General features: G+C 58.7%; 11 protein-coding genes. 10 read left to right on the top strand and 1 reads right to left on the bottom strand.

What is annotated here, in order from left to right:
- Positions 1–244: 244 nt before the first annotated feature.
- From QO231_RS15170 to QO231_RS15160, 3 genes are all read left to right on the top strand, one after another.
- On the top strand, positions 245–2,938 hold the full coding sequence (locus QO231_RS15170) for an AsmA family protein (protein ID WP_316778072.1): 2,694 nt from the start codon (positions 245–247) through the stop codon (positions 2,936–2,938).
- A gap of 181 nt (positions 2,939–3,119) precedes the next feature.
- Positions 3,120–4,229, top strand: coding sequence for an AI-2E family transporter (locus tag QO231_RS15165; RefSeq protein WP_316778069.1), 1,110 nt, complete (start codon positions 3,120–3,122; stop codon positions 4,227–4,229).
- Positions 4,230–4,549: 320 nt separating this feature from the next.
- Positions 4,550–4,765: a hypothetical protein gene (locus QO231_RS15160; protein ID WP_316778066.1), complete on the top strand. Its 216-nt coding sequence runs from the start codon at positions 4,550–4,552 to the stop codon at positions 4,763–4,765.
- A 133-nt stretch (positions 4,766–4,898) separates the two neighbouring features.
- Here the strand turns inward: QO231_RS15160 and QO231_RS15155 are convergent, their stop codons facing one another.
- Complete coding sequence (locus tag QO231_RS15155; RefSeq protein ID WP_316778065.1) at positions 4,899–5,234, bottom strand: hypothetical protein; 336 nt, start codon at positions 5,232–5,234, stop codon at positions 4,899–4,901.
- A 691-nt stretch (positions 5,235–5,925) separates the two neighbouring features.
- Between QO231_RS15155 and QO231_RS15150 the strand changes: the two genes are divergently transcribed.
- The 7 genes from QO231_RS15150 (at position 5,926) to scpB (ending at position 13,611) form a co-directional block, all read left to right on the top strand.
- The gene (locus QO231_RS15150) at positions 5,926–7,602 is read left to right on the top strand and encodes an AMP-binding protein (protein WP_316778228.1); all 1,677 of its coding nucleotides are present in this window, start codon (positions 5,926–5,928) and stop codon (positions 7,600–7,602) included.
- Between the two features lie 397 nt (positions 7,603–7,999).
- Entirely contained in the window at positions 8,000–8,749 is a 750-nt protein-coding gene (locus QO231_RS15145; RefSeq protein ID WP_316778061.1) for an SDR family NAD(P)-dependent oxidoreductase, read from the top strand.
- A gap of 129 nt (positions 8,750–8,878) precedes the next feature.
- Positions 8,879–9,847, top strand: a complete 969-nt coding sequence (locus QO231_RS15140; RefSeq protein ID WP_316778059.1) for a tripartite tricarboxylate transporter substrate binding protein — start codon at positions 8,879–8,881, stop codon at positions 9,845–9,847.
- A gap of 80 nt (positions 9,848–9,927) precedes the next feature.
- On the top strand, positions 9,928–10,416 hold the full coding sequence (locus QO231_RS15135; RefSeq protein WP_316778056.1) for a tripartite tricarboxylate transporter TctB family protein: 489 nt from the start codon (positions 9,928–9,930) through the stop codon (positions 10,414–10,416).
- Between the two features lie 6 nt (positions 10,417–10,422).
- Positions 10,423–11,931 (top strand): tripartite tricarboxylate transporter permease, encoded by a 1,509-nt coding sequence (locus QO231_RS15130; RefSeq protein ID WP_316778054.1) that lies wholly within the window; start codon positions 10,423–10,425, stop codon positions 11,929–11,931.
- 106 nt (positions 11,932–12,037) lie between these two features.
- Positions 12,038–13,000: a DUF1403 family protein gene (locus QO231_RS15125; RefSeq protein WP_316778052.1), complete on the top strand. Its 963-nt coding sequence runs from the start codon at positions 12,038–12,040 to the stop codon at positions 12,998–13,000.
- Positions 12,997–13,611 (top strand): SMC-Scp complex subunit ScpB, encoded by a 615-nt coding sequence (gene scpB, locus QO231_RS15120; protein WP_316778049.1) that lies wholly within the window; start codon positions 12,997–12,999, stop codon positions 13,609–13,611. Before QO231_RS15125 ends, scpB begins: the two co-directional genes overlap by 4 nt.
- Positions 13,612–13,666: the final 55 nt, after the last annotated feature.

The following is a 13,666-nucleotide window of genomic DNA, read 5'->3' as shown; positions in this document are numbered from 1 at the left end:
GCTCTCTGACATCCCGGACGTGCTCAGACCCATGTTGCCAGCGTCCTGAAATCCCGTGTTTACGAAGGCGACAATGGTAAAGGATATTCTGGACATCGAAGCCGGCTAAAGCAAACTTGGCCAATAGTGCGCTTGATCTAGGTCTTTCAATCGAGTCAACTTGCCGAAAGACTGTCGGCCGCTTGCATTGATCGATCTGGATTGTGTGCTTTGGCCAAGCATCTTTCTGAAACTGGAGTAGGCTGTGTTGCATCGGATCAAGTGGATCGCGTCTTTTTGCCTGGGACTGGTGCTGCTGGTGATTCTGGGCGGCTGGTTTGTCCTGTCCTCCTCGTTGCTGGCTGGCGTCCGGGGGCATCTGGTCGAGTCGCTGTTGGAAAGAAAGCTTGGCAACGCTGTACAGATTGACGGCGGAGTCCGGGTGGAACCGGGCGAGCCCCTGAATGTCAGTGCCGAAAAACTGGTGCTGATCAACCCGTCGACGCCCGATACCAATCTGGCAACCGTTGAGAAGGTGGCCTTCGACGTTCCACTCAGGGCACTGCTGCGGGGCAGATTGGAGGTGCACGACATTTCAGTCAGTGGCGCGGATGTCACACTGGTTGCCCGACAGGATAGCAAAGGAACATCGACCGATCCAAAGAGTCGCCCCGTCGGCAAGGGCGCGTCAACAGGCCAAAGGGCCATGACATTCCTCGGCAGTCATCAGATTGCCTTTGCGGATTCCAGTGTCTCCTACAAAGATTCCGGCAATGGATTGGATTTGGACCTTCGCCTTGAAACACTCGATCTGGGTCGTCGCCGGAACAGCGAAGGGGCAGCTGTTTCCGTTCAGGGCAAAGGCGCGCTGAACGGCGAGGATGTTGCCCTGAGCGGAAGCTATTCCGCGACCGAACCCTTTTCGGTGTCCGCCAGTTTCAGCCATGTCGATGTGGCCCTGAAGGGCACGCCCGATGCGGGCGGAATCGACAAGGGGTATGATGCGGACCTGACCGCAACAGTTTCGGACCTCAATCAGGTGCTGGCGATTTTCAGGCTCGCAGGGACGGTGAACGGCACCGGCAAGATCACCGCCTCTGCCCAAAAGACGCCCGATGGTAGATCGGCCAAAGGAGACATGGATTTTGAACTGTCCACCGGAGAAGGCCTTACGGTCGACGCCGATATCAGCGATCTGACCAAACCCAGGGATGCCACCATCAAAACCAGGTTGAGACTCTATGCCGATGGGAACGAGCCACCGGCGACGCGTTCGCGACGTGATCTCAAACTGGTCGGACTCGACATGGATCTGACCAGCCGCCCCGGCGAGCAACCACTGCGCTCCATGGTGATAACGACCAACGGCTTCGTGCTGGACACCGGCGGGATCGGGCCACCGCCGATTTCAGTATCCGAGATCTCACGGACCAAGGACGGCAAGTTGAAAATCGGAAAGGCCGAGTTGCGTATTGGCCCGCCGGCGAGCCCGTTCATCTTGCTGGAAGGCGTGATCGGAGATCTCCTGGCATTGAGCGAGTTCGACTTTGAGGGCACGCTGGATTCCCCCGGCGGCAACCTGATTGCTCCGGAACAACTCCAAGGCGAAGCCGTGCTTGGTCGTTTGGCAGGCAAGTTTGCGTTGGTGGGCAATACCAAGGTCCTGAAATTGTCGGAGTTGCAACTGGCCCTGAAAGACACCGATCTCTGGTCTCTGAAAACGACCGGATCGGTCGAGAACATTCTTAGGTTTGATAGTGTAACGCTGGACGTCGCAGCGAAAATCGCGTCCGTTTCCGCGTTTCTGAAGGCTCTGGATCTGAAGCCCGGCGAAGATGTGTCGGCCGGGCTGGACCTCAAACTGAGCAGTCATGACACTGACTGGACATCATCGGCAAAGGTGTCTGTTGCTGAATCGGTGGTTGAGGCAAATCTGGCATTGCAGGCAAAGGATCAGAATCCGACCGTCAGCGGCACCATCAAGAGTGACCTGATACGCATCAATCATCTGCGCGAAATCGTCCTTGCGTCGATGCAACTGAAAAAGCTGAACGAAACCCCGGTAATGGCGCAGTCTGACAAGCCAAGGACCAAGGCTCAAGAAAAGGCGGATGATGGGACCGACACGGCCCCGGCTGGCCCGCTGCGTGATGTCACGTTACAGCCCATTGGCCAGGCGATCCTGCTGTCGAACATGGATATGGACATCAAGATCGACCTGGACAAGATTGAAATGGCCAAAGGGACCGGCAGCATCCATAGCGAGCTTGTCGTCATTGACCAAAAGGCAAAACTCGGCCCGGTGAAGTTTTCCTACGGCGGCGGTCATTTCGATGTCAGCGCGGCGATGGACATGGCCAAGAGCCCCGATGTTCTGAGCCTCAGGGGCTCAACGGGGGGCTGGGACTTTGCGCACTTTCTCAAGCTTCTGAAGTTCAAGAAACACGCGAGCGGCATTCTTGACGCCAGTTTTGATGTCTCCGGTCAGCACGCATCGTTCCGTCGCTATCTGGGCACCTTGTCCGGATACGGCACGGTTTCGATGCGCAACGGCAGCATCGACAGCCAATTGCTGGATCTGGCCGGGCTGGGGATTGTTCCGTGGTTGTTCGAGAAAGGCCGGAAAAAGAATGCGGTGATTGTCTGTCTCAGGGCACCGCTGAGCGTGTCGAACGGTCGCTTCACGCTCAAGAACGGCGTTGTCGAGACTCCCAAGGTGCAGGTGGTCGTACAGGGGGAAGTGAACCTGAAAAACGATTCGCTCGACATTTCCGGTCAGCCGAGACGGATCGGCAGACCGTTGTCACGCAGCCCATGGCCATTCACGGTCGCGGGGCCGATCAAGGATCCCAAGGTCAGGGTCAAGGATGGCCACAACCGCGAGCGCCGCGCGGATGGCGCATCAACCATGCCTACACGCCGGAAAATCTGTGTACCGGATATCCTGCAACTGAAATAGCCCGGAAGCCGATGGCATTGTAGCGCGTAAGACCGGGATTTTCCGACCTGCGCAGAGTTTGAATCGACGTTTCGGATGCTCCTGTACGGATCATCGTTGCAACCACTCTTGACCTGCTGACCGGATCGGGTCCCACTGCTTTGACGCCGATACAGTCCGTTTGCTGGAACAAGGATCGCTCATGCCCGACCGAACGCGCCGCACCGTATTCGGGAACAGTATCGTCATTCTGGCAACGGTCGGAATGCTGGTCGTGCTTTCGCCATTCTGGGCGGCTATATTCTGGGCGATCGTTCTGGCGATCCTGTTCTGGCCCTTGCGGCAACGGCTTATTGACCGGATGCTGGGCTGGACTGCGGTTTCTTCGGGTCTGATCATCGTTCTGATCGTGATTTTCATCCTGTTTCCAGCCTTCCTGATTGCGGGACTCATCGCCGACGGGGCCGCTGCGGTCGTCGCCCAGATCCAATCGGGCGCGTTCAAGCCAGCGGAGGTCCTCGAAACACTGCCGACCCGTTTCCCCAAGGTGGCGGATTTTCTGTCGCAGCTTGGACTCGACATCGGGCTGATCAAATCGATGGTCGGTCAGGGGTTCGTGTCGGCCGGGCAATTTGCCGTTTCAAATATCGCCGTGATCGGCCAAAGTGCATCGGCCTTTCTGTTCAACGTCTTTCTTGCGCTCTACGTGCTGTTTGCCCTGCTTCAGAACGGTGACCGGATTTACCGATCATTCTACGACAGCTTCCCCGCGTCAGAGCACAGCAAGATAAAGTTCTTTGGCGCGTTCTCGGACATGGCGGTGGCCACGATCAAGGGGATGGTGTCGGTCGGCATCGTGCAGGCGATTCTGGGCGGCGCCATATTCTGGTTTCTGGACGTTCCGAGTCCGGTGTTCTGGGGGGCCTTGATGGGCCTGTTTTCAGTGGTGCCCCCGTTTGGTGCGGCATTCATTTGGGGACCCGCAGGCCTCATGATGATGTTGAACGGAAATTTCCAGGGCGGGCTGGTCTTGCTGGCCTTTGGCGCAGGTGTGATCAGCATGTCGGACAATGTCGTACGTCCCATCGTCGTAGGCCGCGCGAGCAGCGTTCCGGGTTACATGGTTCTGGTAACAACCTTGGGAGGGTTGGCCATGTTCGGATTGACCGGGCTGGTCCTTGGCCCTGTCATTGCGTCGCTGTTTCTGTCGGTCTGGCGGCTGTTTGATGAGGCGGAACACGAGAGTAGTGTGACTGCCGAACCCGAACGAAGCGACGCATCCGATCCAGCCACTGGCGAGGAAACGAGCTGATGCTCAACTCCATCTGGCGCAAAACCAGACCCGGTTTGCCATGCGGTGTGGATCACCGGGAATACAATAGGCAGGCCAACGTTTCGGGAGTCTAGATCGGTTCGCGATTCCGGGGCGCCCGCGGCAGGTGGCTTGCGGTTTGGGCGACCCTCCCAACCAAACGCTGTTCGGGCCATGCGACTGGCGCAATGCGGCTTTGCGTAAACACTTTACCTATTCGCTTGCTTGTTCCTGCAAAGAAACCCAGATGCCGGATATCGGAGAAACCTGGAAATCCTCCGCTTCTACCTGACATCATCAAACAGACTGCAGAGGCTTAAATGACCCACGCCACCCTTGCCCCAACACCCAACGAGCGCCGGTTTGGCGTCATAGGGATGTCTCTTCGCGCCATTCTTGCGCAGTTCGTCAGCCGGCGCGATGCGCACTCTGCCAGCCAGACACCCGGCGCAATGTCGGAACGGGACCTGGCCGACATCGGACACGCTCGCGGCATGATCTCGGGCACAACGCAGCAGACCACAGAGTCTCGCTGATCGATTCCAACAAGGCGCGCGGGCCGTACGCCCGCCGCCTTGCAAACCGTCGACCCGATTTTCAGACCGTTGCCGCGTTCACGCTTGTTGAATGCGCAGCTTCGGACGCGGGGACGGGGTGAAAGAGGATTGGCTAGCGATTGCTGTCAATCCATTTCGACATCAGCATCTTGTCACGAAAGCACTCTCGCGGAACATCGCGGCGTTTGATTCGGGCGATCCGCTCGGCAAAGGCGACTTGCTTGGATGATGGGTAGCTGGAGAAAGGCGATCGGTCGGGTTGCTTGTAATGCGCTTCGATCCAGCGGGACAGACGACGTCGGTCGGAGGCCAGTTCTGCGGGCAGTACTTCCCTGTTCCGCGACGCAAGGCTTTGGGCAAAGCGGATCTGTTTCTCGGTCGGCGGAAGCACATGATAATCATTGCTGCTGAATGAGCGTGTTGCCGGGTCAATTGAAGTCGTTCGCATGAATGGGACCTCCGATCAGTTAACAATATGATAGAACAAAAAGAGAACAATAGCAAGTGTTGTGGTAGGGAGAGGTTCCACTACAGCATGTGGGCCGACCTGAGCCAGCCGTTCAACGGTCGCCAGCTTCTTTTCTGGGCGATCAGAACTTCTCGCCTGCTTCGGTCTGAAAGATCGGGGCGACCCACGCCGCCACGTGTCCGGCTTCGTTAGAATGATCTCTGGCTCCGAAACAGGCGCTTTCGAAGCGGCGCGGTCACGGAAGTACGAAAATCTGTTCCGGAATGTACAGGACAGGAATGAACGCAAGCCAATGATGCGGGCATTGCCATCGATTGTCTGGCCAGACAGGTTGGCCGTTCGTGTCGGTCGTTACAGCGAGACTTTGGCGAGAACGGAGCGAACCTTGCAGGGCAACTGCAACAACGGCGGCTGATGTTCTTCAGGTCTCGGCTGGAACCGAATGCGAGGCTATGAACGCGGACATTGATCTCCGAGTTTGCGTTCCAATCCGGCTTTGGACTTGGTGGATGACATCGGATTGCCCATACTCCTGAATGGTCATCTGCTGCCGGAGTCATCGAATGATTGCGGGAGCAGCATACTGGATTTAGGCTCGTAGTCGTGCCGGCCCGCCCACATCACGAGGAGAAGTCGCTTGAATACAGTGGAACTTGACCGGTCGGCCCCAATGGGCGGTAGGTCTCATGTCATCGGGGCGCTTCATCCGGCACTGAAAGACGTCACCATCCCGCAATTGCTCCGCGAAACGCTCGCCCAATATGGCGACCGCGAAGCGCTGGTGTTTTCCGAAGCCGGAATTCGTCTGACCTATCGGGAGTTTGACCAGCAGATCGACGAATGCGCGGCGGGTCTGCTTGCGCTCGGGCTGCAAAAAGGTGACCGGGTCGGAATCTGGTCGCCCAACCGGATCGAATGGATTCTGACACAGTTCGCCACCGCGCGGATCGGCGCGATTCTGGTTAACATCAACCCGGCCTACCGTCTCTCGGAACTGGATCACGCGCTCAACAAGGTCGGCTGCAAGGCATTGATAGCGGCACCGGTCTTCAAGAGTTCCAATTATGTCGAGATGATCCGCGCTCTGGTGCCGGAACTTGAGACAGGCAAACCCGGCGCGTTGCACGCCGCGAACCTGCCCGATCTGCGCCATGTGATCGTGATGAGCCCCGATCCCGGTCCAGGCATTCTGTCATTTGATGCGCTTGCGGCCATGGGCGGCCCGGCAGAGCGCGCACAGTTCGATGCAATCGACGCGACGCTGATGCCGCGGGATCCGATCAACATTCAGTTTACCTCGGGCACCACCGGGTTGCCCAAGGGCGCAACCCTGTCGCATTTCAACATCGTCAACAACGCACGGTTCGTCACGGATCGCATCGCAATAACGGATGCGGACACGCTGGTGATCCCTGTGCCGCTATACCACTGTTTCGGAATGGTCATGGGTGTGCTTGGCGCGGTCAGCAAGGGAGCCAGAATCGTTTTCCCCGGTGAAGCGTTCGATCCGGTACAGACTTTGGACGCGATCGAAGGTGAACGTGCCACTGCGCTCTATGGGGTGCCGACCATGTTCGTGGCGATGCTTCAGGATCTCAACAACCGGCCGCGCGACCTGTCTTGCCTGCGGACCGGGATCATGGCCGGCGCTCCCTGTCCGATTGAGGTGATGAACAGGGTCGGCAGCGAAATGAACATGTCGGAGGTCACGATCTGCTACGGCATGACCGAAACGTCGCCGGTGTCGTTCCAGAGCTTTACCGACGATCCGGTCGACAAGCGCTGCGAAACCGTCGGGCGCATCCACCCGCATCTTGAGGTGAAACTGGTCGACGAGGCCGGAGACATCGTGCCCGTCGGTGCGCGGGGCGAAATCTGCACCAAAGGGTATTCCGTGATGACGGGATACTGGGGCGATGACGTTGCCACGGACAAATGCATCGTTGATGGCTGGATGCATACAGGCGATCTCGGCGTATTCGACGAACTTGGCTTCTGCTCGATTGTGGGCCGGGTCAAGGACATGATCATTCGGGGTGGTGAGAATATCTTTCCGCGCGAGATCGAGGAATTTCTGATCCGGCATCCAAAGGTTAGCGAAGCACAGGTCTTTGGCGTTCCGGACGAGACTCTTGGCGAAGTCGTCTGTGCCTGGATCATTGAAAAGCCCGACAGCGGACTGGCTGTTCAAGAGTTGCAGGACTATTGCAAGGGGCAGATCGCCCACTACAAGGTGCCCAAACATATCCGGATGGTACGGGAACTGCCCATGACCATTACCGGAAAGCCGCAGAAGTTTGTCATGTCCGAGCAGATGCAGGAATGGCTCGCAACAGAGGCTGACTGAGACGTCGGAACCCTGACAAGAGCGACGGGATCAACCGTCAGATGCTGCCGCCTGAAACGCTTGCCGCCAAAACGTGTATTGGTTGATTGCTACTCACTTCGGAGCATCGTCGTCGTGACCGCGACGGTTCCACATATCCTGTTCGGTGGCGTCTATCTGACAACCTCGCTGCAACGGGTGGATCGGGCTGGGGTCCTATTATGCTCGGCGATGCTGCCCCCGTCTCAGCCAGCCACCGGTCTAGACAGCGAGCCGATCAGAAATGAGCGATGGTACCGGGCATGGAGTCCAAACCCGAGAAACAATAACGTTGACAAAAGAGGGATACTACCATACCAGTTTGCACTTGAGACGAGTTGATGGGTGCCAGCACACTTGTACATTTTGGGGGCTTCTAATGGGATTGAACGGAAAGACGGCGATCGTTACCGGCGGTGGTCGCGATATCGGGCGGGCCTGTGCGCTGCGTCTGGCGGAAGACGGTGCAGATGTCGCCATCAATTATCATTCGAGCCGCGAGGGTGCGGAGTCCGCCGTCGCAGAGATCCTTGCGGCGGGCGGCAAGGCCTTTGCCATGCAAGGGGACATGACCAATCAGGCGGATGTCGAGAAACTCGTCGAAAGGACCCGGTCAGAGTATGGCGGAACCATCGACGTGCTTGTTCATGTGACAGGCGGTCTGGTTGCCCGTAAGACATTCGCCGAGATGGACGTTGCGCATTGGAACGCGGTGATGGACCTGAATGTCACGTCGCTGTTCTATCTCGCAAAGGCCGCCACGCCCCACATGCCTGACGGCAGCAGCATCGTCACCTACGCGTCACAGGCCGGACGCGATGGCGGTGGCCCCGGCGCAGTCGCATATGCAACGTCCAAAGGCGCCGTGATGACTATGACCCGTGGCATGGCCAAGGAACTCGGACCGGGTATCCGTGTGAATTCCGTTTGTCCCGGCATGATCGATACAGACTTTCATAACATCTTCACCAAGGACGAAGTGCGCAAGGTCGTGGCAAACGCGACGCCGCTCAAACGCGAAGGGTTGCCAGTGGATGTCGCAAACCTGACCGCGTTCCTCGCGTCCGACCAGTCGGCCTTCATGACCGGTGCCTGTGTGGATATCAACGGCGGTATGCTCTTTTCGTAGGTGCCGCAGCTCGAAAGAACGACGACCTTTATCCGCCCCAATTGGGGTTGGTTGAGGAGGCAGAACGCGCCAAATGCGCGGCAATCAAATGACAATCTGGGAGGAATATTAATGACCAAGGCGAATAGCATGAAAGCAATCGCACTGAGTGCATCGTTGCTGGGCGCGGGGCTGGTTGCATCGACCGTGCCGGCCTATGCGGAGTATCCCGAGCGCCCGATCACATTGATTGTGCCATGGGGCGCAGGTGGCGGGACGGACGCGACAGGGCGGATGATCGCGGGGCTGCTGCAGGAAGAACTTGGCCAGCCTGTCAACGTCGTCAACCGCACGGGTGGCAGCGGCGTGGTGGGACATTCCGCTATCGCGACTGCAGATCCGGACGGTTACACGATTGGCGTTGTCACCGTCGAAATCGGCATGATGCACTGGGCCGGGCTGACCGAGTTGACTGGCGCGGACTATACACCGATCGCGCTCTACAACTATGACGCCGCGGGTGTTCAGGTGCGCGCTGACAGCGAATGGAACACCGCAGGTGATTTTTTGGAGGCGGTCAAGGCCGAGCCCGGAAAATACAAGGGGTCTGGCACCGGACAGGGTGGCATTTGGCATCTGGCGCTGGCAGGCATGTTGAACGATGCGGGTGCCGGGGCCGACGCGGCACCATGGGTCCCCTCCAAAGGAGCGGCGGCGGGCCTTCAGGAACTGGTCGCCGGCGGCGTTGACGTCGTCACAAGTTCAGTTGTCGAATCCGCAGCGCTGATCAACGCGGGTAAAGTGAAATCCCTGGCCGTGATGGGCGAAGAACGCCTCGGCGCATTCGAGGACGTTCCGACGCTGAAAGAAGCGACCGGATCGGACTGGAAAATGGCCGCATGGCGCGGGATTGCTGGTCCAAAGGGCATGCCGGACGAGGCGACCGCCACACTGTCCGCCGCACTTGAGGTCGTCTGGAATTCCGCCGAATTTCAGGAATTCATGAATGGCCGTGGCTTTGGTCTGGTATGGAAACCGGGTGACGAGTTCGTGACCTGGATGGCCGAAAGCGATGCCGCGCTAGGGACTGTTATGAACGCCGTTGGACTGGCCAAATAGCTGGGCGTTCCCGAAACCGCATCTGACGGGGTCCGCAGCAGTTTGGGTGCGGCCCCTTTTCCTGTGTCTGATGCATCAACATGATGGGACCTGACATGCGTTTCAACAATGCCATACCCGGAACCCTGTTGATCCTGTTCGCGCTGGCTGAAATCGCCTATGCGGCAACCTTCCCCCGTCTGCATGGCCAAAACTATGGTCCCGATCTGTTCCCGACCCTCATCGGTATCGGGCTGATTGTCTGCGGCACCATCCTGATCTTTCAGGGCATTGCCCAACGGGCAACCGTGCCATTGATCCAGATCGGCGACTGGGCACAGGACAGGGACAACGTCCTGAATGTCGTGATGGTGCTCGGCTGCATCGTTTTCTACATTCTGCTGTCTGACAGTTTGGGCTTCATACCGTCGTCCCTGCTCATCCTGACCATACTTCTGATCCGTTTCGGTTCGTCCTGGCGCACGAGCCTCATCGTCGCCATTGCAACCACGTTCATCATTCACACGGTATTCGCCAAGGTGCTTCTGGTGCCACTTCCCTGGGGCATCCTGTTGCCCGTCGCGTGGTGATCTGAAATGGATACTCTATTGAAATCCGTCGAACTGATTGCCGATCCCCTGACGCTTGGCGTGATGCTGCTGGCGGCTGTATTTGGCCTGTTTGTCGGCGCGATACCCGGCCTGACGGCCACAATGGCAACGGCGCTCTTGATCCCGTTCACGTTCTTCATGGACCCCGTTCCTGCAATCGCCGCCATCGTCACCACGGTGGCAACCGCAATTTTCGCGGGCGACATACCCGGTGCATTGCTGCGCATACCGGGCACCCCGGCGTCGGCGGCCTATTGTGATGAATCCTATGCGATGACCAAGAAGGGGCTGGGAGAACGCGCCCTTGGCATTGCGCTGGTGACTTCGGTGATCGGCGGCCTTGCCGGCAGCATTGTGCTGTCCCTGAGTTCTCCCATGCTCGCCGAATTCGCAATCCAGTTCTCGTCCTATGAGTATTTCTGGCTTGCCTGCCTCGGTCTGTCCTGCGCCGTGATCATCTCGACCGGCTCGACCTTGAAGGGGTTCGTGTCGCTGTTCATCGGGCTGTTCATCGCGACGATCGGAATCGACGGCACCGCAGGACACCCCCGCTATACGTTTGGCAGTATCGAATTGATGGGTGGCGTCAGCTTTATCCCGGCAATGATCGGCATGTTCGCCATTTCCGAGGTGCTGCGATACGTGGCCTCGAACCGCACCGTGACCAAGGTTCCGCAGAGTTCAGGCGGCGGCGTTTTCCGGGGGCTTGGTCCGATCCTGAACAAGTACAGGTACAACATCCTGCGCGGGTCTTCCATCGGTGCGGTTGTCGGTATCCTTCCGGGCGCCGGGGCGGATATCGCGGCATGGATATCCTATGCCATCTCCAAGAAACGCTCCAGGGAAAGCGAAAAATTCGGAACGGGACACCCCGAGGGTCTGGTCGATGCGGGCGCGGCCAACAATGCAAGCCTGGCAGGGGCCTGGGTGCCTGCGATCGTCTTTGGGATACCCGGAGATTCGATCACGGCGATTGTCATCGGTGTGCTCTACATGAAGGGAATGAACCCGGGGCCGATGGTTTTCATTGAGCGGCCCGAACTGATCTATTCCGTCTTTCTCGCGTTCTTCATCGCAAACCTTGCGTTGCTCCCGCTGGGCTTTGGCGCGATCAAGCTCTCGCGATACATCCTGCGAATACCCCGTCAGGTCCTGATGCCGATCATCCTGATCTTCTGCATGGTCGGCGCGTTTGCGATCAACAACACGGTTTTTGGTATCACGGTCATGCTGGTGCTTGGGATCCTCGCCTACCTGATGGAGGAAAACGGATTTCCCGTTGCTCCGGCGATCCTCGGCATTGTCCTTGGCAACATGGTCGAGGACAATTTCATGGCGTCCATGATCAAGGCTGACGGAGATCCGCTTGGCTTTTTCTCGCGACCGATCGCGGCAACGCTAGGCATCGTGACAATTCTACTCTGGCTCGCGCCGCTTGTCGCAATGATAGTCCGTTGGCGGGTCGGGAAAACGGACCAGGACAGCGCATCCTGAGGTCGATTGTCAGACTGCCAGTATCTGAAATTCCAGCTGTTCGGGCCTGCAAAGAGCCGCCGGTCGATTATGGTCATAGCCGACGACGCAGTTTACACTCTGCACCATGAAGCACCAAACCAAGACCCGGATCGAAGACCGTTCGACCTTTCCAAGCTTGCCGGTCTGGGCACAATCAGCCCCGCCCAGGGCCCCGGAGACGGTTGCCTTTCGCTCAGGTGCAAGCCTGTCGGTACTGGATGCAGCTCTCCGCGATCCGGCGGCCGGTGTGCCGCTGAAACTCTTGGCCAACACCCTGGCCCTGCGGGCTGCGACGGCGACGTCGAAACTGGAAGGTCGGTTGGCGCGCGAATGTGATATCCGCGATGCCTTCCATCTGACACCGCCCGGAGAGGCGCGAGGACCCGACGGCGATCTGCTGGCGTTCTGGCGCGATGCGGCGAGGCTTCGTTTGGGTTCAACGAACTGGCGGACGAGGCTTTGCGAGATCGGAGGCGTAACGGATGGCGCCGACATCGACACGTGGCTGGATGAGGCCGTTCATCATGCAGGGGCATACGGCCCACTCAGCGGCTGCGCCCGGATCCTGCGCGCGGTTCTTTCTGCCGATGACCGCGCAGAACGGTTGGCTTGTCTGCTGTCGGATGTGGTGTTGGCGCGGGCGCTGAGTTGGAAGGCCGTATTGCCGACTACAGCACAAAGGCAGACCAAGGCCGGGTTGCGGGCTTTGGTCGCTGACGAGTCTGCGGCGAATGTCGCGGTTCAGGCCCGTCTTCTTGAGTCGGTTCACGAGACGATCACCCTGGCCCGCGAATTGGCGCTGCGGGCCGCGGCGCTTACCCAAATAGCGCCAAAGCTACGCTCCAAGGCTTCGGATGCGGCAATTGATCTGTTCCTCGCCCAGGATGCAATCGCGCCGTCGTCCATGCTCTCTCCCACAATTCACGGGACCAATATCGCGATGACAGACCGTGCAGCACGACGGCTTTGCAGCCGTCTGGTCGATCTTGGCGTCGCGCGGGAGTTGACAGGGCGTTCAACATTCCGGCTCTACGGAATTGGCCCATGACCGGGAAATCAAAGCCGCAGAGTGAGGCGTTTGATCGCGAACTCGAAGACCTGCCGGCAGAGTTGCGCTGGCGCGAGTGGATGGGGCGCGTCGAGGCGGTGCTTTTTGCCAGTGCATCTCCAGTAGATCGCGACAGCCTTGCGCGGGTCATAGGGCAGGGGGCGTCGGTAGAGCTTGTGATCGAGGACATCCGCGCGGAGCTTGGCAACCGACCCTATGAGCTGGTTCAGGCGGCAGGTGGCTGGATGTTTCGCACGCGAAGGCAATTCGCCGATGCGATCAAGGCGGCGGCCGATCTCGGCAACGGGGCGCCGGAGTTCAGCGAGATGGAGATGGCCGTCCTTTGCGCCGTCGCCTATCACCAGCCAATTGATCGGGCGGGACTTGCCGAGATCTTTGGCAAGGAGATCAGCCGCGATCTGCTGACGCGAATGCGACTGAGAGACCTGATCACCACCGGGCCACGATCACCGCGTCCCGGTGCGCCACACACCTTTGTAACCACCGAGGGATTTCTGGCGATGTTCGATCTGCAAAGCCTGAGAGAGTTACCGGACCTGGGGCTGGCGGACTTTGATCGCGGGTCCGATGCGGTTCTGCATTCCGGATAGCATGGAAGCCGTCACGGGCGCGTCCTACAGGGGCAATTGACCCAACCAACGGGGC

Source organism: Sedimentitalea todarodis, assembly GCF_032595355.1.
Classification (GTDB): Bacteria; Pseudomonadota; Alphaproteobacteria; order Rhodobacterales; family Rhodobacteraceae; genus Sedimentitalea; species Sedimentitalea todarodis.
The sequence above is the reverse complement of the archived record's forward strand: the minus strand, read 5'-3'. Positions and strand labels throughout refer to the sequence as shown.

What these genes read in the sequence shown, in the direction of transcription:
- QO231_RS15165 (WP_316778069.1), top strand. Translation starts at nt 3,120, where the DNA reads ATGCCCGACCGAACGCGCCGCACCGTATTCGGGAACAGTATCGTCATT.
- QO231_RS15160 (WP_316778066.1), top strand. Translation starts at nt 4,550, where the DNA reads ATGACCCACGCCACCCTTGCCCCAACACCCAACGAGCGCCGGTTTGGC.
- QO231_RS15155 (WP_316778065.1), bottom strand. Translation starts at nt 5,234, where the DNA reads ATGCGAACGACTTCAATTGACCCGGCAACACGCTCATTCAGCAGCAAT.
- QO231_RS15150 (WP_316778228.1), top strand. Translation starts at nt 5,926, where the DNA reads ATGGGCGGTAGGTCTCATGTCATCGGGGCGCTTCATCCGGCACTGAAA.
- QO231_RS15145 (WP_316778061.1), top strand. Translation starts at nt 8,000, where the DNA reads ATGGGATTGAACGGAAAGACGGCGATCGTTACCGGCGGTGGTCGCGAT.
- QO231_RS15140 (WP_316778059.1), top strand. Translation starts at nt 8,879, where the DNA reads ATGAAAGCAATCGCACTGAGTGCATCGTTGCTGGGCGCGGGGCTGGTT.
- QO231_RS15135 (WP_316778056.1), top strand. Translation starts at nt 9,928, where the DNA reads ATGATGGGACCTGACATGCGTTTCAACAATGCCATACCCGGAACCCTG.
- QO231_RS15130 (WP_316778054.1), top strand. Translation starts at nt 10,423, where the DNA reads ATGGATACTCTATTGAAATCCGTCGAACTGATTGCCGATCCCCTGACG.
- QO231_RS15125 (WP_316778052.1), top strand. Translation starts at nt 12,038, where the DNA reads ATGAAGCACCAAACCAAGACCCGGATCGAAGACCGTTCGACCTTTCCA.
- scpB (WP_316778049.1), top strand. Translation starts at nt 12,997, where the DNA reads ATGACCGGGAAATCAAAGCCGCAGAGTGAGGCGTTTGATCGCGAACTC.